This is a genomic window from Myxococcus faecalis (assembly GCF_050039385.1).
Lineage (GTDB): Bacteria > Myxococcota > Myxococcia > Myxococcales > Myxococcaceae > Myxococcus > Myxococcus fulvus.
On record NZ_CP144336.1, the window covers coordinates 10,956,592 to 10,976,741 of the forward strand.

17 protein-coding genes are annotated in these 20,150 nt (G+C 71.0%); 8 read left to right on the plus strand and 9 right to left on the minus strand.

Going from position 1 to position 20,150, the window contains the following annotated elements:
- Window positions 1-54 precede the first annotated feature (54 nt).
- Window positions 55-1,002, plus strand: coding sequence for a LysR substrate-binding domain-containing protein (locus tag VZQ01_RS43340; protein ID WP_426746569.1), 948 nt, complete (start codon window positions 55-57; stop codon window positions 1,000-1,002).
- Between the two features lie 13 nt (window positions 1,003-1,015).
- On the opposite strand, the gene VZQ01_RS43345 is transcribed toward VZQ01_RS43340, so the two are convergent.
- The 5 genes from VZQ01_RS43345 to VZQ01_RS43365 form a co-directional block, all read right to left on the minus strand.
- A complete protein-coding gene (locus VZQ01_RS43345) occupies window positions 1,016-1,606 on the minus strand; it encodes a hypothetical protein (RefSeq protein WP_223784459.1) in 591 nt (196 codons plus the stop codon).
- A 113-nt stretch (window positions 1,607-1,719) separates the two neighbouring features.
- On the minus strand, window positions 1,720-2,796 hold the full coding sequence (locus tag VZQ01_RS43350) for an MBL fold metallo-hydrolase (protein WP_426746570.1): 1,077 nt from the start codon (window positions 2,794-2,796) through the stop codon (window positions 1,720-1,722).
- A 93-nt stretch (window positions 2,797-2,889) separates the two neighbouring features.
- On the minus strand, window positions 2,890-4,362 hold the full coding sequence (locus VZQ01_RS43355; protein ID WP_426746571.1) for an amino acid permease: 1,473 nt from the start codon (window positions 4,360-4,362) through the stop codon (window positions 2,890-2,892).
- 87 nt (window positions 4,363-4,449) lie between these two features.
- The gene (locus tag VZQ01_RS43360; protein ID WP_223751107.1) at window positions 4,450-5,109 is read right to left on the minus strand and encodes a hypothetical protein; all 660 of its coding nucleotides are present in this window, start codon (window positions 5,107-5,109) and stop codon (window positions 4,450-4,452) included.
- Window positions 5,110-5,230: 121 nt separating this feature from the next.
- On the minus strand, window positions 5,231-6,337 hold the full coding sequence (locus VZQ01_RS43365) for a right-handed parallel beta-helix repeat-containing protein (RefSeq protein WP_426746572.1): 1,107 nt from the start codon (window positions 6,335-6,337) through the stop codon (window positions 5,231-5,233).
- A gap of 442 nt (window positions 6,338-6,779) precedes the next feature.
- Between VZQ01_RS43365 and VZQ01_RS43370 the strand changes: the two genes are divergently transcribed.
- Genes VZQ01_RS43370 through VZQ01_RS43390 form a run of 5 tightly spaced genes read left to right on the plus strand, consistent with a single transcriptional unit; the run spans window position 6,780 to window position 13,140 of the window.
- On the plus strand, window positions 6,780-7,565 hold the full coding sequence (locus tag VZQ01_RS43370; protein WP_426746573.1) for a sigma-70 family RNA polymerase sigma factor: 786 nt from the start codon (window positions 6,780-6,782) through the stop codon (window positions 7,563-7,565).
- Window positions 7,566-7,570: 5 nt separating this feature from the next.
- Complete coding sequence (locus tag VZQ01_RS43375) at window positions 7,571-10,708, plus strand: tetratricopeptide repeat protein (protein WP_426746574.1); 3,138 nt, start codon at window positions 7,571-7,573, stop codon at window positions 10,706-10,708.
- On the plus strand, window positions 10,705-11,319 hold the full coding sequence (locus tag VZQ01_RS43380; protein WP_426746575.1) for a hypothetical protein: 615 nt from the start codon (window positions 10,705-10,707) through the stop codon (window positions 11,317-11,319). The genes VZQ01_RS43375 and VZQ01_RS43380 overlap by 4 nt, the downstream gene beginning before the upstream one ends.
- The gene (locus tag VZQ01_RS43385; protein ID WP_426746576.1) at window positions 11,316-12,332 is read left to right on the plus strand and encodes a DUF2071 domain-containing protein; all 1,017 of its coding nucleotides are present in this window, start codon (window positions 11,316-11,318) and stop codon (window positions 12,330-12,332) included. The genes VZQ01_RS43380 and VZQ01_RS43385 overlap by 4 nt, the downstream gene beginning before the upstream one ends.
- 46 nt (window positions 12,333-12,378) lie before the next feature.
- Window positions 12,379-13,140, plus strand: a complete 762-nt coding sequence (locus tag VZQ01_RS43390; protein WP_267696426.1) for a L,D-transpeptidase family protein — start codon at window positions 12,379-12,381, stop codon at window positions 13,138-13,140.
- A 3-nt stretch (window positions 13,141-13,143) separates the two neighbouring features.
- On the opposite strand, the gene VZQ01_RS43395 is transcribed toward VZQ01_RS43390, so the two are convergent.
- Together VZQ01_RS43395 and VZQ01_RS43400 are read right to left on the minus strand one after the other, a co-directional pair.
- The gene (locus VZQ01_RS43395) at window positions 13,144-13,911 is read right to left on the minus strand and encodes a zinc metalloprotease (RefSeq protein WP_223751101.1); all 768 of its coding nucleotides are present in this window, start codon (window positions 13,909-13,911) and stop codon (window positions 13,144-13,146) included.
- Window positions 13,912-13,968: 57 nt separating this feature from the next.
- Window positions 13,969-15,324 (minus strand): OmpA family protein, encoded by a 1,356-nt coding sequence (locus VZQ01_RS43400; protein ID WP_426746577.1) that lies wholly within the window; start codon window positions 15,322-15,324, stop codon window positions 13,969-13,971.
- 98 nt (window positions 15,325-15,422) lie between these two features.
- Between VZQ01_RS43400 and rd the strand changes: the two genes are divergently transcribed.
- Window positions 15,423-15,596, plus strand: a complete 174-nt coding sequence (gene rd, locus VZQ01_RS43405; RefSeq protein ID WP_063789776.1) for a rubredoxin — start codon at window positions 15,423-15,425, stop codon at window positions 15,594-15,596.
- 51 nt (window positions 15,597-15,647) lie between these two features.
- Window positions 15,648-17,282: a fumarate hydratase gene (locus VZQ01_RS43410; protein WP_141331257.1), complete on the plus strand. Its 1,635-nt coding sequence runs from the start codon at window positions 15,648-15,650 to the stop codon at window positions 17,280-17,282.
- 33 nt (window positions 17,283-17,315) lie between these two features.
- On the opposite strand, the gene VZQ01_RS43415 is transcribed toward VZQ01_RS43410, so the two are convergent.
- Together VZQ01_RS43415 and VZQ01_RS43420 are read right to left on the minus strand one after the other, a co-directional pair.
- Complete coding sequence (locus tag VZQ01_RS43415) at window positions 17,316-17,528, minus strand: hypothetical protein (RefSeq protein ID WP_074956834.1); 213 nt, start codon at window positions 17,526-17,528, stop codon at window positions 17,316-17,318.
- A 126-nt stretch (window positions 17,529-17,654) separates the two neighbouring features.
- A complete protein-coding gene (locus VZQ01_RS43420; protein ID WP_426746578.1) occupies window positions 17,655-19,859 on the minus strand; it encodes a M13 family metallopeptidase in 2,205 nt (734 codons plus the stop codon).
- Between the last annotated feature and the right edge of the window lie 291 nt (window positions 19,860-20,150).

Genomic DNA, 20,150 nt, shown 5'->3' on the forward strand with positions numbered 1-20,150 from the left:
CACCGGGGCGAACGCTCGCCGAGGTCGTGAGCCCGGACGCGGTACAAAGGGCCCGTGCGCCTCCAGCCCCACCCCTTCACCCTACGGCAGCTCCAGTACGCCGTCGCCGTCGCGGACAGCCTGAGCTTCCGCAAGGCCGCCGCGCTCTGCCACGTCTCCCAGCCCTCACTGAGCGCGCAGCTCGCGCAACTCGAGGAGGCGCTCGGGGTCCGCCTCTTCGAGCGGGACAAGAAGCGCGTGCTGCCCACCGCCGCGGGCCAGCGCCTGGTGGAGCGCGCCCGCCGGCTGCTCCTGGAGGCGGACGACCTCCAGGAGGAGGCCCGGCGCGTGGGCAACCCGCTCGACGGCACGCTGCGCATCGGCATCATCCCCACCGTCTCGCCCTACCTGCTCCCCTCGCTCACGCCCGCGCTGCGCCGCCGCTTCGCGCGCCTGACGGTGGCGTGGGTGGAGGACAAGACGGAGGTCCTGACGCGCGAGCTGGAGGCGGGCACGCTGGACGCGGCGCTGCTCGCGCTGGAGGCGGACGTCGGCGACGTGGAGCGGGACATCATCGCCCGTGACGCGTTCTTCCTCGTCACGCCCAAGGGCCATCCGCTCGGCGCGAGGGACACGCCGGTGACCCCATCGGAGCTGCGCGACGCGAAGGTGCTCCTCTTGGACGAGGGCCACTGCCTGCGCGCCCAGGCCCTCGCGTTCTGCACCCGCGCCAGGACCCACGAGCAGGAGTTCCGCGCCACCAGCCTGTCGACGCTCGCGCAGATGGTGGCGGGCGGCGCGGGGGTCACCCTGCTGCCCGCGCTGGCCCTGCCGACGGAGAGCCGACGCGCGGACCTGGACATCCGCCCCATCGCCGCCCCCACGCCCCATCGCACGCTCGCGCTCGTCTGGCGGCGCAGCACCCCGCTCGCGAGCGCGCTGCGACAGCTGTCCGCCGTGCTCCGCGAGCACTACCCCGACACACCACCCGCCCGTCCCCGAGGCCCGGCGCGAGGCCGCTGAAGCCGCGTCGGCGTCAGAAGCTCCCCGCCATCCACGCGCCACCCAGGACGATGGAGAGCGTGGAGGCCACGCGGGGCACATGGGTGGCCACCTTCGCGGACACCCGCTTCGCGCGCGAGAAGGCGGCGATTCCCGCGGTGAGCGCGGACATGGCCAGGGTGCTTCCCACCGAGAAGCCTCCCAGGAAGAGGGCCTGCTCCACCCCCGTCCCCGCCACCGCGACGGGCAGGAGCAGCAGCAGCGCCGACGCGCCCGTCAGGCCGTGGACCAGCCCCACCGCGGCGATGCCCCGCGACTGCCGCGCCTCATCGCCCGTCCCCACGCGCCGCTTGAGCCCCCACACGCCCATGCCCAGAAGCGCCAGCCCCGCGATGCGCTCCGCCCACCGGTCGACGGACTCCAGATGCACCGCGGACAGGACGACCATCAGCAGCCCCGCCGCGACCAGGGTGCCGAGCCCATGGCCGAGCCCCCACAGCAACCCCACCCGCCAGGCCCCCTGACGCCGTCCGACGGACAGCGGCGCGAGGCTCAGCAGATGGTCCGGTCCCGCCAGCGCATGCAGCGCACCTGAACCAACACCCGCCAGCGCGATGAGAGGCATCGTCAAGGCTCCTTCCACCTTGCATGGAAAGATGCCCATCGCGCATGCCCCGTTCCAAGACATCGTTTGGATGAAGGTGATAGCCGGGGGCTATCACCCGCCAGCACGGCCGCCTACCCGCCCAGCACGGGACGCGGGGCCAGCGCCGGGGAAGAAACCTCGCGCCACCAGGGCGTCACCGTCTCGACGCGCGTGGGCTCGCTCGCGGCCCCCAACCGGGGCGTGAACAAGCGCACCTGCTGCTCCGAGGCCAGCCGGACGAGCGTCTCCGCGGGCTCGTCCCACGCGTGCAGCGCCAGGTTGAAGGTGCCCCAGTGCACCGGCATCAGCCGTCCACCGCCCAGCATGTCGTGGACCTTGAGCGCGTTCTCCGGCCCCAGGTGGATGCCACCCCAGCTCGGATGGAACGCGCCGACCTCCAGCATCACCAGGTCGAACGGGCCATGCAGCCGGCCCACCTCGCGGAACTCCTCCGTCAGCCCCGTGTCGCCGCTGAAGAAGAGCCGATGACGCTCCCCCTCCAACACCCACGAAGCCCACAGCGTCCGGTTCCGGTCCGCCAGCCCCCGTCCCGAGAAGTGCTGCGAGGGCGTGGCCGTGAAGGTCACCGGCCCCACCGGGTGCTTCTCCCACCAGTCCAGCTCGGTGATGAGCTCCGGCGCCACGCCGTAGGCCTCCAGGTGCATCCCCACGCCCAGCGCGGTGATGAACGGGACGCGCCGCTTCGCCAGCGCGGTGATGGTGGCGCGGCACAGGTGGTCGTAGTGGTCATGCGACACCAGCACCGCATCCAGCGCGGGGAGTGTCTCCAGTGACACCGGCACCGGGTGGAAGCGGCGAGGGCCCGCGAAGGACATGGGCGAGGCGCGCTCGCCGAAGACGGGGTCCGTGAGGATGCGCGCGCCGTCCAGCTCCAGCAGCATCGTGCTGTGCCCCAGCCACGTCACCCGCAGGCCGGAGTCGGGCCGCCGGGCCCACGCCTCGAGCGGGCTCTCCAGCGGGAGGACGCCGGGCGGCGTGCGCTGGGTGCCGCCGAAGAAGTACTCACCCAGCAGCGGGAGCGGATTGCCCTGGAGGCCGGGCCCCACGGGGGCGGTGTTGCGAAACCGGCCATCCTCGTACCGCCGCGAGGCGCGCATCTTCTCGAGCCTCGGGCCCGAAGGCCCACAATCCCGTCTGGAAGAACCCATGCGGCCTCTTCTAACGGGCGCCCCTGACTCTGGCCACCTCGCCAGCGGCCCGGACATCCACGCCGGCGCTCGCCTCCCCGCCCGCCGGGTGGCTCAGGGCGGAGGGGGGCGAGACGCCTCCTCCCGGGCCACGCGTGAGTGGCGCCGCCCGTAGCCGAAGTAGATGACCAGGCCCAGGCCCAGCCAGAGCACCAGCCGCAGCCACGTCTCCAGTCCCAACCCCAGCATCAGCGCGCCGCAGGTGAGGATGCCCAGGATGGGGACCGCGGGGACGAACGGCGTGCGGAACGGCCGGGGCAGGTCCGGCTGCGTGTAGCGCAGCACCAGGATGCCGGCGCAGACCACCATGAACGCGAACAGCGTGCCGATGGACACCAGGTGCCCCAACAGGCCGATGGGGAACAGCCCCGCGACCACCATGGCCACCACGCCCGTGATGAGCGTGGAGACGTAGGGCGTGCGGAAGCGCGGATGGATGCGGCCGAAGAAGTCCGGCAGCAGGCCGTCGCGCGCCATGGCGTAGAAGACGCGGGGCTGGCCCATCAACATCACCAGCACCACCGACGCGAGGCCCGCGATGGCGCCCAGGCCGACGATGGGACGAAGCCACGCCAGCGCGGGGCCGCCCTCGGAGATGGCCACATAGACGGGCTCGGCGACATCCAGCTCGTGGTACGGCGCCAGGCCCGTCATCACCCCCGCCATCAGGACGTAGAGCACGGTGCACACCACCAGCGAGCCGAGGATGCCCCTCGGCAAATCCCTCTTCGGGTTCTTCGTCTCCTGCGCGGCGGTGGAGACCGCGTCGAAGCCGATGTACGCGAAGAAGATGACGCCCGCGCCCGCCAGCACCCCGCTCCAGCCGAACTGACCGAACTCCCCCTGGTTGGGCGGGATGAAGGGCGTCCAGTGCTCGCGCTCGACGTGGAAGGCGCCGAAGACGATGACCAGCAGGACGATGGCCACCTTCACGAAGACGATGATGTTGTTGACGCGCGCGGACTCGTGGATGCCCACGACGAGCAGCGCGGTGAGCACCCCCACCAGCACCACCGCCGGCAGGTTGATGAGCGCCCCGGTGGCGTGCGGCACGAGCGAGCCGGGCGTCGTCCCGAAGGGCGCGTTGGCCAGGGCCGCGGGCAGCTCCCAGCCCACGTAGTCGCGCAGGAAGGCGGTGAAGTAACCGGACCACCCTACCGCCACCGCCGACGACGCGAAGAGGTACTCCAGCATCAAGTCCCAGCCGATGATCCACGCCACCAGCTCGCCCAGCGTCGCGTAGCCGTACGTGTACGCGCTGCCCGCGACGGGAATCATCGAGGCGAACTCCGCGTAGCACAGCCCGGCGAGCAGACAGCCGAAGCCCGCCAGCACGAAGGACAGGACGATGGCAGGGCCCGAGTGCTGCGCCGCCGCCGTCCCCGTCACCACGAAGATGCCGGCGCCGATGATGGCGCCGATGCCCAGCAACGTGAGCTGGAACCCATTGAGGGTGCGGTGCAGCTGCTGTCCCTCGCCGTCTTCACCCTGGAGCCTCGCCAGGCTCTTCTTCGACCAGATTCCCACGGCCGGCAGTCAACGCCGACTCACGAGCCTTCGGGAAGCGCGGAGGTCGGAGGGCGCCGCGCAACTGTCACCCGGCGAGCGAATCGCCTACCAGCGACGGTCCTCGCGGCGCTCACGGCGGTCCTCGCGACGCTCCGCCTTGTCCTCGCGCACCTCCTGGTAGCCCTCGCGAATCTCTCGCTCACCCAGGCGGATGAGCTCCTGGATGAGGTCGCGCTTGCGGTGCAGGGCCCCGCCGCTCCGACGCCCCTCCAGCTCCGCCAGGTCCTTCGCGATGGCCTGCCGCGAGCGCAGGGTGGCCAGCTCCGCCTTCACGTCCCGCTTGTCGTCGCGGGCATCGCGCCGGTCATCCCGGAGGTCGCGGCGCCCATCGGAGCGGCGGCCCCAGGCCGCATCGTCCCGGACCTCCCAGGCCTCCGCGCGGGCCTCGCGCTGACTGCGCTTCGCCTCCGAGCTCGCCGACGCCAGCTCGACGCGGCTCTCCTGCAGCTCCATGCGCATCAGCTGACGGAGGCGGAGCTCCACGGCGCGCATCTCACGTTCGTCGTTGCGGCTCCAGGCCCGGTCGAAGCGGCCGAGCACCGACTTCAGCTCCGCCACATCCAGGCGGTCATCCTTGAGCTCGCGCCGGTTCTCGTGCTGCTCGTGGTGGTTCTGGCCGCGCTCGGACGGATTCGCACGGAACTGCGCCTGGGCGCTGCCGGCGAAGAGGAGTCCAGCGAGCAGGGCGGAAGAGAAGGCGTTCATGGGGAGGGGTCCTCGGGAGCACGAAGCTCGCTTGCGTGTTCTGGGCTTTCCGACGCCCCTGGCCCCGATTTATTCGAGGCCACCCCGCTCCCCCTTGGCGCCGAGGTGGGATTCACGCCGACTACTGGGAGCCGACGGTGCAGTCCCCCGTCACGGTGGGGGCCGGAGCGCCGTTCACCGTGTTGCCGGTGAAGACGTTGTCCGACGCCAGCACCAGCTCCACCGCGCCGCTCCCCCGGTTGCAGACCACCACGCCCCCCATCCCCGCCTGGTTGTAGAGGAAGCGGTTGCGGCGGAGCGTGACGGCGCGCGTGCCCAGGTCCTCCAGGTAGATGGCCGCGCCAGGCCCTCGCGTCACGGTGTTGCGCTCGAAGAGGTTGTCCTCGAGGAGGTCGTTGTTCGGCTGGAAGTAGTGCAACGCGCCGCCGCCTCCCAGGTCATAGGTGCCCTGCGGATTGGGCCAGGTCAGGAACGGGCGCACGACGAGGGTGCTCCACTGGCTGCCCCGGAAGGCCACCAGGGTATTGCCGCGGAACGTGTTGCCGCGGACCACGGAGTTCTGACCGTGGGTGACGCACATCGCGCCGCCGCCCGCCATGGACGACGTGCCCGGCTGCGCGAAGCGGTCGATGTCGAACGTGCGGTTGTTCTCGAACACGGTGTTCTCCACGCGCGAGCCGTTGGTGAACATGAGGTCCAGCGCGCCGCACTTGGCCGCGGACTCGTTGTCCCGGAACAGGGAGTTCAGGATGGTCACCGGCCCCGGGTAGTAGGCCCACAGCGCGGCGCGCGTCCAATCCCGCTCGCCGTTGTAGTCGTTCTTGCGCACCCGCTCGAAGACCATGTGCTCGAACACGGGGTGCCCGTTGCCCACGGAGCCGGGGCCGTAGAAGTTCATGCCCCACCAGCCATACGGGTTGGTGGAGGTGAAGGTGACCTTCTTCTGCGCGGTGCCGCGCACCTGGATGCCGCCGTAGACGCGCAGCTCCACGCGCCCCTTGTGGTAGTTCATCACGTCGTCGATGGAGCTGTTCACGTCGGCCTGGGTCACCTCGGGGCGGCCCTTGAAGTCGATGACGACGCCCGGCTGGACCGTGAGGACCTGGCCCTTCGGAATCGTGACGACGCCCTGCGCATCGCCGATGACCTGATAGGGCGAGCCCGCCTCCGTCAGCGTCCCGGAGAGCGTCCCCGTGATGACGGTGCCCGCCTTCGGGCCCTTGGCCACGCCACGCGCGTGAGGGCGCGGTGGCGAGGAGGCCTCGGAGCGAGCGGGCACGGACAATGACAGGCACACGAGCACCCAATGAGCCATCGACAGCGGTCGCGACGGAGTCTTCATGAGGTGCGGGCAGGTAACACGGGCGGGAAGCACCCACCATCGCATGTCGGTCCGATGCGAGCCCGCTGCGCTCGCCGTCCATCCTGCACACCGGTACGCCGCGCGCTCATTCCCGCGAGCACTTCCCCGCCCCGCGGTCGGGATTCCCGAGCCGACGCGGCGAGTCGGTGGGAGGTCCGGGTGGACGGGAGGGGCCCTCTTCGCGCGCGCGAACAGCTTCGCTAGACTCCCGGCCACGATGGAGCTCGTGCTGTCGTTTCTCGCGGGCGCCTTGCGTCCGTGTGGGCCAGACGAGTCACACGCCCTGGCCCGGCGATTGGGGGAAGCCATGGTCCGCTGCCGAGAGGCGTGGCCGGAGATTGCATTGTCCGGCGACGTCTTCGCGAGGCACCTCGGCGAGCGCATCCCTCCCCGCCTCACACTGGCCGAAGGGCTGGACGCGTTGATGGTCGAGGACCTCTACCTCGCTCGCGCCTGTCTGGAGGGAGAGCGTCCCGCGCTCGAGTCCCTCCAGCGCGCCATCCTCCAGCCCGTCACCCGCGCCATCCGCCGCGTGGACCGCGCCGAGGCGTTCGCGGACGAGGTGCTCCAGCTCACGCGGATGCGGCTGCTCGTGGGCAGCACGCGGCAGGGGCCTCGACTGGCCGAGTACGAGGGGCGAGGCGCGCTGCGCCGCTGGGTGGAGGCCATCGCCGTGGGCATGGCCCTGTCCCTCAAGCGCGCGCCTGTCCGCGCCACCTCCCTGGACGATGCGCTCCTCGTCTCCGACCTGCGTGGCGCGGACCCCGAGCTCGCGCTCATCCAGCAGCGCTACCGGCCCGCCTTCCGCGCCGCGTTCGCGGAGGCCCTCGCCTTGTTGTCGCCTCGCGACAGGAACCTGCTGCGGCTGAGCCTGGTGCAGGGCCTGGGCGTGGAGTCGCTCGGGACGCTGCATCAGGTGCACGCCTCCACCGTCTCGCGGTGGCTGGCGCGGGCGCGGCAGGCGCTGCTCGAAGGCACTCGCGAAGGGCTCTGCCGGCGGCTGACGCTGGACACGGCGCAGCTCGACAGCCTCTTGCGGGTGATGGACGCGAGCCTCGCGGTGAGCCTGTCCTCGCTGCTCGCCGAAGGATGAGCGACATGGCGCCAGCTTCCGACACCGCGTGCCTGGATGACCCCCAGCTCCTCGACCTCGCGGACGGAGTGGCGTCGCGGGAGCTGCGGGCCCGGGCGGACACCCACCTGGACCGCTGCCCCGATTGCCAGGCACGGCTCGCGGGCTTCCTGCGCGCGCGTGCGCCGTCGACGCCGGACACACCAACGGATGCGCCACGGACGCCCACCACGTTGCTCGAGGCACCGCCGTCGTCACGACGGATGCCCTTGTCCGCGCTGGAGAGGGGCACGCTCCTGGGACGCTACGTGGTGCTGGAGCGAATCGGGGCCGGGGGCATGGGTGTCGTCTACGCGGCCTATGACCCGAGCATCGACCGACGCGTCGGGCTCAAGCTGGTCGCGGCCACGGACCAGGTGCTGAGCGAGGCCCGCGCCGCCGCGCGCACCCAGCATCCCTCCGTCGTCGCCGTGCACGACGTGGGTCGGGTCGACGACCGGGTCTTCATCGCGATGGAGCTGGTCGAGGGCGGCACGCTGCGCCAGCACCTGGCCAGCGCGCGTCCGGACTGGCGAGGGGTGACCCGCCTCTATCTGCAGGCGGGTCACGGGCTCGCCGCCGCGCACGCCGCCGGTGTCATCCACCGCGACTTCAAGCCCGACAACGTCCTGGTGGACCGGGCCGGCCGCGCGAAGGTGACGGACTTCGGGCTCGCGCGCCTCGCCGCGCCCATGGAGTCACTGCCCGCTCGCGCATCGACGGACATCGAACCGGCGCCGCACATCGCCTCCACGGCCGCGGCCGGCACTCCGGGCTACATCGCGCCGGAGGTGCTGGCGGGAGGACGGGTGGATGCGCGCTCGGACCAGTTCAGCTTCTGCGTCGCGCTGTTCGAGGGGCTGTCCGGTGTGAAGCCCGGTGCTCCGGAGGCACGCGAGGCCATCGCACGCGCCTCGGTCCCCCGCGCGCTGCTCGCCGTGGTGCAACGCGGGCTCTGCCCTGCTCCCACCGAGCGCTACCCGTCGATGGACGCGCTCCTCATGGCGCTGGAGCGCGCGGCCTTCCCCAGGACGTCGCGCTGGCTGGGAGCCGCGGGGGCGTTGGTGGGCCTGGCCGCGGTCCTCACCGCCATCCTCGTCACGCGAGGGCCCCGTCCGTGCACGGACAGCGCGTCGCGGCTCGTCGGTATCTGGGACGCGTCTCGCAAGGCGTCCCTGCGCGAAGCCTTCCTCGCCACGAAGGCTCCCGAGGCGGAGAGCGCGCACGCGGCCTTGAGTCAGTCCCTGGATGCGCAGGTCGGAGCGTGGACCGAGGCCCATCGCGACGCCTGCGAGGACACGCACGTCCGCCAGGAACAGTCCGAGGCGGCGATGGACCTGCGCATGAACTGCCTGGAGCGCGCCAGGCGTGAGCTGCGCGCCCTGGTGGACGTCCTGCGCACCGCCAACGCGAACGAGGTCTCCGGTGCGCCCCAGATGGCGCGGGGGCTGAGTGACGTCTCGAGCTGCGACGACGCGGAGGCGCTCGCGCGGCCGGTGCCGCCTCCCTCGAAGGGCCCCGACGTGGAGAAGGTGCGCGAGGCCTATGAGACGCTCGCGGACGCGAAGGCGCGCGACATCGCGGGGCGCTGGAGCGAGGTCCAGGCGCTCGCCGCCACGGTGGAGGCCGCGGCGCGCGCGGTGGGCTACAAGCCGCTGCTCGGCGAGGCGCTGCTCGCCCAGGGCCGCGTGAAGCTCCACGAGCGGGACGAGAAGGAGGCCGCGCGGCTCCTGCGCCAGGCGGTGCTGGCCTCCCAGGTGGGCCGCGACGACGACCGGGTCATCGAGGAGATGACGCTCCTGGTCCAGGTCGAGGGAGAGCTGGCCGAGCGCCCCGAGCACGCCGACCTGTGGCGCGACCTGGCGCAAGCCCAGCTGGAGCGCATCGGCGGCGACGAGCAGCTCGAGTCGAACCTCACCTTCGCCCACGGGCTGGTGCTCACCCGACAGGGCCGCCACGCGGAGGCCATCGTCCAGCTGGAGCGGTGCATCGCCATCCGCGAGCGGACGCAGGGAAAGGATGCGTATGTCCTCCTCGATGCCTTGCTCGCGCTCGGGACCGCGCAACGCGGCGTGGGACGCCTCGAGGAGGCCCTGGCCACGCAACAGCGCACCCGGACGCTGCTGGTGCGGCACGTGGGCGCCGAGCATCCCTTCGTCGCGATGACGCTCAACAACCTCGCGGGCACGCTCATCAAGCTGCGCCGGTACGACGAGGGACTCGCGACGTACGACGAGAGCATCCGCCTCTTCGAGCGCATCCACGGCCCGGGACAGCCGGCCAGCTACCTCATGAGCCTGCATGGGAACATCGGCGCGGTGGAGGCCTCGCGGGGGCGATATGAGCCGGCGCGCGTGGCGCTGGAGCGCGCCTGGGCGCTCGCCCGCGAGCATCGACCTCCGGGCCACCCGGACCGGGCCTTCGTCGCGGGGAACCTCGCGGTGGTCCTCGCGGGGCTCGGGAAGGTGGATGACGCACTCGCGCGCGTGGAGGCCATGCGCGCGGAGCTGGACGCCGCCCAAGCCGAGGGACGGCGCAGCCAGCGCCACGCCGACCTCCAGACGCGCATGGCGGAGATCTTCCTGAAGGTGCGTCGCTTCGAGCAGGCCGCCACCCAGGCCCGCGCGGCCGCCGCGCTCCTGGGCGAGCTGGGCGTGCACGACGAGCGCGCCACGCCGCTGTGCCGGCTGGCGATGGCCCTGCTGGGTTCGGGCCGACTCGTGGACGCGGAGCGCGTGGCCCGGGAGGCGGTGACGCTGCGAGAGCGCACCGGGTCCTCCCTGCCCGAGGACCTGGCGGAGGCGCGCTCCATCCTGGGACAGGTGCTGCTGGCGAAGGGAGACGCGGAGCAGGCCCGCGGCCTCCTCGACCAGGCCCTGGAGGACTGGGAGAAGGATGGGGCCAGCGCCTTCACGCTCGCCGAGACACGCTTCGCCCTCGCCCGGGCGCTGCGGCAAGCAGGCGTGGAACCGGAGCGGGCCCGGGCCCTGGCGCTCTCGGCCCGCGACGCCGTGGCGCCCGCCTCCGAGCCCCGGAGCCCGCGGCTGGAAGAGGTGGAGGCGTTCCTCGCGGGAGCCCCCCCTCCGCGCGCCGCGCCGGGTCGCGTAGACTTCGCGCCACGATGAACCGCGACGAAGCGAACCAGGCCCTCGAGCTCATCCGCCGGGTCGTCTCCCAGGCACGGGATGATTCGGCCCTCCAGAACTGGGGCGTCATCTGGATGCTCCATGGCTTCACCAACGCCGCGGGCTTCGCCGGCACGCAGTGGCTGTGGACCGGGGGCCACCGCACGCCCCAGGCCTACGTGGTGCTCTGGGCGCTGGTGCTCGGCTTCAACATCGTCACCATCTTCCTGCTCAAGCGCGGGCAGACGGCGGGCGCGCGCTCGTTCATCGAGCGGCAGATCTGGGCCATCTGGAGCACCTTCGTGGGCGGCATGGTGCTGGTGGCGATCTGCAACTGGCTGCTCGGTCTGGACCGGCTGTTCATGCCCGCCATGTCCTGCGTGTTGTTCGCCACGGCCTTCTCGATGATGGGCGCGCTGATGGGCCGCGTCTGGTTCGCGGTGGCCGCCTTCTTCGCGGCCATGGCGCTGGTGATGACCCGCCTGCCGGACCACGCCTACGGCCTGCTGGCGGGACTGTGGCTCGTGGTGCAGTGCGGAGGCGGGCTCGCGCTGCACCGGGCCCGACTGCGCAGGCTCGCGTCGCAGCGCCCCGAGGCGCGGCTGGTATGAAGCCGGAGTCGCTCGCCGCGCTGGTGGCCCTCGCGACCGAGCCCTGGGGGCTGGACGAGCAGGAGCTCCATGCACGCCTCTCGCTCGCGGGAGTGGAGGATCCAGGCTCCGCGCTGCGAGCCCTCTCGGGCGCCGGGCTGGTGCGACAGGAGCGACGCCGCTGGACACCGACGCCCTCCGGACACGAGGCGCTCAGACATGCCGAGGGCCTGCTCGCGGCGAGTCAGGACCCGAGCCCCAGCTCTCCGGACATGGAGGAGTGTCCGTCGGTGCCCTGGCTCACGCAGGTGCAGACGCACTGGGTGGAGGCCGTGTCGCTCAACTACGCCGTGGACCCGGAGCGGCTCGCGCGCATCCTGCCGGCGCCCCTGGTGCCCGAGCTGCACCGAGGCACGGCGTGGGTGCAGGTGCTGATGTCCTCGCTGCGCGACATGCGCCCCCAGGGGGTGTCTCCGCTGCTCGGCGTGTGCTTCTACCAGGTGAGCTACCGGGCCGCGGTGCGCTACCGCAACGCGCGGGGCGAGTGGCGGCGCGGCGGCTACTTCGTGCGCAGCGAGACGAATGATCCGGTGATGCGCCGGGTGGGCAACACGCTGGACGAGTTCCGCTTCCACGAGTTCGGCGAGGCCCAGATGGTGATGGCCCGCGAGGGCGAGCTGCTCACCCTGGCGGTGGACCCGGAGGCGCGCTTCGCCGGGGGGCGACTGGTGGCGGTGTTCGACACGCGCCCCAGGACCGAGCCTCCCGTCGGCAGCGTGTGGACGGGATTGGAGGACCTGCACGAGCCCCTGGTCGAGTGCTACGACGCGCTCGGTGTCTCCGGCGACTTCGTCTACGTGCTCACCATCGACCGTGCCCCGTGGAACGCGCGCTTCTGCACGCCCGTGGAGCTGTACTGTGAGTACTTCGAGGACGGTCCGCTCGCCCCGGGCGCGCGGCTGGACTCGGTGCTCCATCTCACCGAGTGCGCGTACCGCTGGCGGCCCCTGCGCCGGGAGCGTCACGCGCCATGACGGACAGCGCTGGAACGATGGCGGGGCCCGAGGTGTCCAAGCCGCGATGAGCCCTTCCCTCTTCCGAATCGTCAGCCTCCTGGGCATCCTCCTCGCGCTGGGCGCGCAGGCCAAGGACCGCGTCGCCACGGCGCGCCAGGGCCGCATGAAGGACGTCACCGCCCTCTTCGCCGCGGCGAAGACCCCGTGGCCCACCGAGCAGCTCTACGTGCGGGCCTTCAAGCACGAGCGCGAGCTGGAGGTCTGGGCGGGTCCGAAGGACGGGCCCCTGGTGAAGGTGCGGACCTATCCCTTCTGCGCCGCGTCCGGTGAGCTCGGCCCCAAGCGGAGGCTGGGAGACCTGCAGGTCCCCGAGGGCTTCTACACCATCGACCTCTTCAACCCGATGAGCAGCTACCACCTGTCCATGCGGGTCAGCTATCCGAACGCGGCGGACAAGCACCACAAGACGCCCGGTGTCTCGCTCGGCGGCGACATCTACGTGCACGGGGACTGCGTGAGCATCGGGTGCATCGCCATCGAGGACGGCCCCATCGAGGAGCTGTACCTGATGGCCCTCGACACGCGCGCGCACACGAAGAGGGACCCGATCATCCACATCTTCCCGCGCAGGCTCGACGCGGCGGGGATGACGGCGCTGGAGGCCCAGGCGGGGACGGACGCGAAGCTCCTCGCCCTCTGGCGGAGCCTCGCGCCCGCGTATACCGGGTTCGAGGAGAGCCGGCGGGTGCCGCGCACGAGCATCGACACGAAGACGGGCGAGTACCGCGTGGCGCCCGCCCCGAAGCCGCGCGCCGCGGGCCGCTGACGCCTACGGGTACAAGAAGCCCGCGGCCTGGGCATCCAAGCGGCTCAGCACCAGATCGCCCGCGATGCGTCCGCACCCGGGATAGTGCATCACCGAGGCAGGGTCCGGGTCCGTCAGCGGGCACGTGTTCGCCTGCCCCGGACACGTGGCGCTCGGCTCGTGCAGGAAGCCCAGCACGTGTCCCAACTCGTGCCGCAGCAGGCCCGCCAGCGTGTACGGCGCGATGGAGCCGAAGGCCGTGGTGTCGATGAGGACGTTGCGCGCCGAGCGAGCCGCGTTCGGGAAGAACGCCCGCGCGTAGTAGGCCGCGCCGTTGACGGGACGGACATCGAAGATGACCCCTGCCTGCGAGGCCGTGCACGCGCCGTCGAAGCTGGACGCGTGGATGAAGTCCACGTTGGCCGCCGCCTCCCACGCGGCCGCCGCCTGGTTCAACGCGTTCACCACCACCGCGTGCCTCGCACCGAACGCCGTGCTGACGCAGTAGCGCAGGTCGCGCGCCTCGGAGGGCGTCCACTTGACGATGACACCCTCGGGACAGCCCACCACGAGGCCCGGCCCCTCCGAAGGCTCCAGGTACGCCCGGAGCGCCGACGCGCCATCGAAGGCCAGGTCACCCTCGACGACGTACACCTCCGAGTCGGGCTCCCGGTACGCCTCGAGCCGCTGACTGGAGACCGTCGCTGTCTCCTCCGGCTCGGCTCCGGCGCACGACGTGACGAGGACCGCACCGCCTAGCAGCAGCACTCCCGTGAAGCAGATGGCACGCATGGACTCCCCCCTTCGAGGGAGACACTAGCCCATCCGGGGACGCGGGCGCGGCCCGCGCTACTTGCCGCGCACCAGCACGATGTCCACGCGGCGGTTCAGCTCACGGCCGCGAGGAATCAGGTTGGGCGCCTTGGGACGGGTGTCCCCCAGGCCCGCGGTCTCGATGCGCGTGGGATTCAGCCCCTCGCGCACCAGCGCGTCCGCCAGGGCCTTCGCACGCGCCTCGGAGAGCGCCTGCCGGGCCGTCGCGGGCGCCTCGCGGTTGTCCGTGTGCCCCTCCAGCCGCAGCTTCAGCGACTCGTCCCGCACCAGCATGTCCACCAGCAGCGCGATGTCACCCGTGGACCCCTTGCGCGGCGCGGCTTGCTTCTCCGCGAAGCGCGGCGGCTTGGGCAGCTCCACCCGCTCGTTCTTCACGCTGGCCTGCGCCGTCTTCTTCGCCGGCGCCTTCGTCAGCGTGAAGGACACCGTGGCCTCGCGCTCGCGGGTCACCTTCACCTGACGCGTCTGGGCCAGGAAGCCCTTGGCGAGCACGTCCACGGTGTACTCACCCGGCGGCAGCATCACCGGCACGGGCTTCTTCGCGCTCTTCTCGAGGATGACCTGCCGCGGCGCGCCCTTGCCCCGGACATACGCCGTGGCCTCCACCGGCTTCTTGCCCGACAGCACCTTCAACAGCAGCTTGCCCGGCGCCACCGGCCCCAGCTCCGGCGTCGCCACGGGGGGCGGCGCCATCGCGAGCGGCTGGGTCGTGGGCGGCGGCGTCACGGGCGGAGGCGGCAGCGGCAGCGTCACCGGCGCCCGGGCCACCACGGCGGGCGTGCCCGCGTCCTCCACCAGCGAGGCGTCCGCGAGCTGCGCGGTCATCTCCGCCGACACGTCATGGTTGAGCTTCAGCTTGAGGCGGGGGTCCGGCGCGGTGGGGTTGATGCCGGGGAGCACCCGCACCTTCATGCGCAGGCCCTTCTGCGCCTGGAACGTGACGGACGCCGTCATCTTCCAGAGGAAGCCGCTCTCCTCGCTGAAGAGGTTCCACGTGTCGTTGTTGGTGTAGGTGACGCGCGACACCAGCGTGTACGAGCCCTCGTCCACCTTGAGCGCCGCGAGCCGGTGGACACCGGGACCGCTGAGGACGTCCAGGCCGGGGACCGCCAGCGGCTGGCCATTGAGGATGAAGTCCACCTCGAGGAGCTTGTAGGCCCGCGCGCCGCCGGCGCCGGGCAGGCCCTCGTAGGTGATGACGATTTCGGGCGGAGGCGTCTTGACCAGCGCCTGGAGCTGACGGTCCAGGTCTTCGCGGGCGCGCTGCTCGACGGAGGAGGGCTCGGCCGCGCGCGCCGTGGCGCTCGCGAGAGCCAGGATGCCGAGCCACAGTGCTTGGACGGAAGAGGAAGCCACGGGGGTCCACAGCATCGCACAACCTGGGCCCTCCGCGAGTTGTCAGCCGGGCAAGCTGACCACCAGACGACCGTCAGGCCCCCTCCCCTCCCAGACCGCGCTATCCTCACTCCATGTCCAAGGCCAGGCGCTACCGCTGCACCGCGTGCGAGCACATCTATGACCCCGCTCTGGGCGACCCCGACACCGGCATCCCCCCGGGGACGGCCTTCGAAGACCTCCCGGACGACTGGATGTGCCCGGATTGCATGTCTCCGAAGTCCTCCTTCGAACCCCTGGACGACTGAGCCACGGGGGGCTACTCCTCGGCGCCGGAGACTCCTCGAAAAGGCCGTGAGATGACCGACTTTCAGTTCCAGGAAATGCTTCCGCTGGGCAAGGACGAGACGCCCTACCGCCTGCTCACGAAGGACTACGTCACGCCCATCGAGGCCGCCGGGCGTTCCTTCATCCAGGTGGCGCCGGAGGCCATCTCCCTGTTGACGCGCGAGGCGATGCGCGACATCGCCCACCTGCTGCGTCCCGGGCACCTGGGCCAGCTCTCGAACATCCTGAAGGACCCCGAGGCGTCCTCGAATGATCGCTTCGTGGCGCTGGAGCTCCTGAAGAACGCGAACATCGCCGCTGGTGGCGTGCTGCCGTCCTGCCAGGACACGGGCACCGCCATCGTCATGGGCAAGAAGGGCCAGCACGTCCTCACGGACGGGCGCGACGAGGAGGCCATCTCCCGGGGCGTGTTCGACACGTACCGCACGTCCAACCTGCGCTACTCGCAGATGGCGCCGCTGGACATGTACAAGGAGGTCAACACCGGCAACAACCTGCCCGCGCAGATCGAGCTCTACGCGACGGCGGGTGACGCCTACAAGTTCCTGTTCATGGCCAAGGGTGGCGGCTCGGCGAACAAGAGCTACCTGTACCAGGAGACCAAGGCGGTCCTGAACCCGCAGAGCCTGCTGGCGTTCCTGGACGCGAAGATCCGCTCGCTGGGCACGGCGGCGTGTCCGCCGTACCACCTGGCCATCGTGGTGGGCGGCACGTCCGCGGAGTTCGCGCTGAAGACGGCGAAGTACGCCTCCGCGCGGTACCTGGACACGCTGCCCACGGAGGGCAACGCGCTGGGCCGGGGCTTCCGCGACGTGGAGCTGGAGCAGAAGGTGCTGGAGCTGACGCAGCGCATGGGCATCGGCGCGCAGTTCGGCGGCAAGTACTTCTGCCACGACGTGCGGGTCATCCGCCTGCCGCGTCATGGCGCCTCGTGTCCGGTGGCCATCGCGGTGTCGTGCTCGGCGGACCGGCAGATCCTCGGGAAGATCACCCGGGACGGCGTCTACCTGGAGCAGCTGGAGGCGGACCCGGCGAAGTACCTGCCGGAGACGACGGAGTCGGACCTGGGCGGCGAGGTGGTGAAGCTGGACCTGAACCGGCCGATGAGCGAGCTGCGGGCGGAGCTGTCGCGCTACCCCATCAAGACGCGCCTGTCGCTGTCGGGGCCGATGGTGGTGGCGCGCGACATCGCGCACGCGAAGCTCAAGGAGCGGTTGGATCGCGGCGAGGGCATGCCGCAGTACCTGAAGGACCGGATGGTGTACTACGCGGGTCCGGCGAAGACGCCGGAGGGCTATGCGTCCGGCTCGTTCGGTCCGACGACGGCGGGTCGCATGGACGCGTACGTGGACCAGTTCCAGGCGGAGGGTGGCAGCTTCGTGATGTTGGCGAAGGGCAACCGCTCGCAGGCCGTGACGGACGCGTGCAAGAAGCACGGCGGCTTCTACCTGGGCTCCATCGGTGGTCCCGCGGCGCGACTGGCCAAGGACTGCATCACGAAGGTGGAGGTCCTCGAGTACGAGGAGCTGGGCATGGAGGCCGTGTGGAAGATCGAGGTCGTCGACTTCCCGGCGTTCATCGTGGTGGATGACAAGGGCAACGACTTCTTCGCCAACATCAACAAGCCCACGGCGAAGAAGGGCTGAGTCACATCGCGCCGGCGTCTGGCGGGTTCAACGTCAGACGTCCGGCAGCGAGGGCGACACCGGCGCGGCCTTCTTCTTGGGGATGAGGTTGCGCCGGGGGCCCTTGAGGGCCACGCCCAGCAGCATGCTGGCGGGCAGCAACATGCCCAGGCCTTGCGTGAGGTTCTCCGGAGGACGCACCACGGCGCCCAACACCAGCGCGGAGAACAACAGACCACAGACGAGCCGAAGCAGGATGGGGCTCACGGAGCGAGACCTCGGGGACGAGAGTTCCCCAGCCTAAACATCCGCGAGCCCCTGTCCACCCGGCCCCGGCACGCCCTCACGTCCACGCCCCACCGTCCAGGTCGGACCGTGGGGCATGGGAGCGCACTACCAGATCTTCACGCGCTTCTCGGGGGCGAGGTACGCGGCGTCGCCTTCCTTCACGCCGAACGCCTCGTAGAACTCCGTCATGTTCCGCAGCACGCCGTTGACGCGGTACTGCGGCGGCGAGTGCGGATCCGTCAGCAGCATCTGGCGCATCGCATCGTCACGGTACAGCCCGCGCCAGATCTGCCCCCAGCCGAGGAAGAAGCGCTGCGGGCCCGTGAAGCCGGCGATGGAGGGCGCCTCCTTGCCCTGCAGCGACAGCGTGTAGGCCTTGTACGCCACCGCCAGGCCGCTCAGGTCGCCGATGTTCTCGCCCAGCGTCAGCTCGCCGTTGACCTTCATGGCCTCCAGCGGGCTGAAGCCCGAGTACTGCTCCACCAGCACCGCCGTGCGCTGCTTGAAGCCCGCCTGGTCCTGCTCCGTCCACCAGTTGCGCAGGTTGCCGTCACCGTCGGAGCGGCTGCCCTGGTCGTCGAAGCCGTGGCTGAACTCGTGGCCGATGACCGCGCCGATGGCGCCGTAGTTCGTCGCGTCGTCCGCGTCCGGGTTGAAGAACGGCGGCTGGAGGATGGCGGCCGGGAAGACGATCTCGTTCATCGTGGAGCTGTAGTAGGCATTCACCGTCTGCGGCGTCATGCCCCACTCCTGACGGTCGATGGGCTTGCCCAGCTTGCTCACCATGTACGCGTGGTCGAACACCTCGCTGCGGCGCACGTTGGCCACCAGCTCCCCGGGGACGATCTTCAGGCGCGAGTAGTCACGCCACTTGTCCGGGTAGCCGATCTTCACGTTGAACTTGGACAGCTTCGCCTGGGCCTGCGCCTTCGTCTCGGCGCTCATCCAGTCCAGCCCGTCGATGCCCTGACGGAACGCCTCGCGCAGGTTCGCCACCAACTCCTGCATCCGCTGCTTGGAGGCCGGCGAGAAGTGCCGCTCCACGTAGAGCTGGCCCACGGCCTCGCCCAGCGAGCCCTCCACCGCCGTCACCGCGCGCTTCCAACGCGGACGGTTCTCCTGCAGGCCCTGCAGCGTCTTGCCGTAGAACTCGAAGGACGCCTGCTCGAAGGCGGACGACAGCATCGGCGCACGGCCGGACAGCACCTTGTACGTCAGGTACTGCTTGAGCACGGGCAGCGGCGTGGCCTCTACCGTCTGCGCCAGCGCCTGGAGGAAGTCGGGCTGACGGACGATGACACCGGGCGTCTTCTGCGCGCCGGTGGCCTTCAGGAAGCGCGCCCACGAGAAGCCGGGCGTCAGCGCGTCCAGCTCCTGGACCGTCTTCAGGTTGTAGGTGGCCTCGCGGTCCCGGTTCTTCACCCGGTCCCAGCTCTTCTCGGCCAGCTTCGCCTCGAGCGCGAAGATGTCCTCGGTCGCCTTCTTCGCGTCCTTCTCACCCGCCAGCGTGAGCAGCTTCTCGATGTACGTCAGGTACGCGGCGCGGATGTCGACGAAGCGCTGCTCCGTCTTCGTGTAGTAGTCGCGGTCCGGCAGCCCCAGGCCGCTCTGGCTGACCTGCGCGATGTAGCGCGTGGCCTGCTTCTGGTCCTGGCCCACGTACATGACAAACGGCGTCTGCAGGCCGTTGCGCTGCATCTCCGCGAACAGCTCCGGCAGGCCCGCCTTGCTCTTGAGCGCCTTGACGCGCGAGAGCTCCGAAGCCACGGGCTTGAGGCCCAGCTTCTCGATGCGCGCGGTGTCCATGAAGCTGTTGTAGAGGTCGCCCACCTTCTGCGGCGTGGAGCCCGCGGGGCGCTTCTTCGCGGCGGCGGCCTCCTCGATGATGGCGCGCATCGCCAGCTCGGACTTGTCCGCCAGCTCGATGAACGTGCCGTAGCGAGCGCGGTCCGCGGGGATGGGCGTGGTCTTCAGCCAGGTGCCGTTGACGAACTGGTAGAAGTCGTCCTGCGGCCGGACGGCGCGATCCAGGTTCTTCAGCTCCACGCCCAGCCGGCGCACGGCCTCCTCGGAGACCTCCTCGACGACGGGCGCCGCGGCGGGAGCCTCGGCCACGGCGGCGGGTGCCGCGGGAGCGGCGGCGGGGGCCTCGGCCACGGGAGGCGCTTCGGCGGCGGGCGCGGCCTCGACGGCCGGAGGCGTCTCGGCGGTGGGCGCGGGCTGGGGCGCGCTGGCGCAGCCAGTCAGGAGAAGGGTGCCGAGGGCGCTGCTGGCCCAGGCTCGGTGGGCAATGAACTTCTTGGGGCTCATGAGGCTCCGGGAGAATTGGGGGACGCCGGAATCTGCCGGACCCGAAGGGCCGGCGTCCATCCAGGCAGACGGGAAAAACACACGGGCGGCCACCCTATTCCTCGGGTCGTGCCATCCGGGCCATTCCCCTCTTTCCTGGCTCTCACGCAGGTCTCCGTCAGAGCAGACCCGCGAGCCCCTCGCGGGTCGCTCCGAGCGTGAGAGCCCGCGCGCTGACCGTGCTCCCGTGAGGCGACGGCGTCAGGGCCCGCCGACTTGAGCCCGTCCGACGCATCCACGGCGTCCAGAGCG

Bases quoted from the DNA above. Each gene is read 5' to 3' on its own strand.
- VZQ01_RS43370 (WP_426746573.1), top strand. From the start codon at position 6,780: ATGGTCCGCTGCCGAGAGGCGTGGCCGGAGATTGCATTGTCCGGCGAC.
- VZQ01_RS43380 (WP_426746575.1), top strand. From the start codon at position 10,705: ATGAACCGCGACGAAGCGAACCAGGCCCTCGAGCTCATCCGCCGGGTC.
- VZQ01_RS43375 (WP_426746574.1), top strand. From the start codon at position 7,571: ATGGCGCCAGCTTCCGACACCGCGTGCCTGGATGACCCCCAGCTCCTC.
- VZQ01_RS43390 (WP_267696426.1), top strand. From the start codon at position 12,379: ATGAGCCCTTCCCTCTTCCGAATCGTCAGCCTCCTGGGCATCCTCCTC.
- VZQ01_RS43385 (WP_426746576.1), top strand. From the start codon at position 11,316: ATGAAGCCGGAGTCGCTCGCCGCGCTGGTGGCCCTCGCGACCGAGCCC.
- VZQ01_RS43395 (WP_223751101.1), bottom strand. From the start codon at position 13,911: ATGCGTGCCATCTGCTTCACGGGAGTGCTGCTGCTAGGCGGTGCGGTC.
- rd (WP_063789776.1), top strand. From the start codon at position 15,423: ATGTCCAAGGCCAGGCGCTACCGCTGCACCGCGTGCGAGCACATCTAT.
- VZQ01_RS43360 (WP_223751107.1), bottom strand. From the start codon at position 5,109: ATGAACGCCTTCTCTTCCGCCCTGCTCGCTGGACTCCTCTTCGCCGGC.
- VZQ01_RS43345 (WP_223784459.1), bottom strand. From the start codon at position 1,606: ATGCCTCTCATCGCGCTGGCGGGTGTTGGTTCAGGTGCGCTGCATGCG.
- VZQ01_RS43410 (WP_141331257.1), top strand. From the start codon at position 15,648: ATGACCGACTTTCAGTTCCAGGAAATGCTTCCGCTGGGCAAGGACGAG.
- VZQ01_RS43420 (WP_426746578.1), bottom strand. From the start codon at position 19,859: ATGAGCCCCAAGAAGTTCATTGCCCACCGAGCCTGGGCCAGCAGCGCC.
- VZQ01_RS43350 (WP_426746570.1), bottom strand. From the start codon at position 2,796: ATGGGTTCTTCCAGACGGGATTGTGGGCCTTCGGGCCCGAGGCTCGAG.
- VZQ01_RS43400 (WP_426746577.1), bottom strand. From the start codon at position 15,324: ATGCTGTGGACCCCCGTGGCTTCCTCTTCCGTCCAAGCACTGTGGCTC.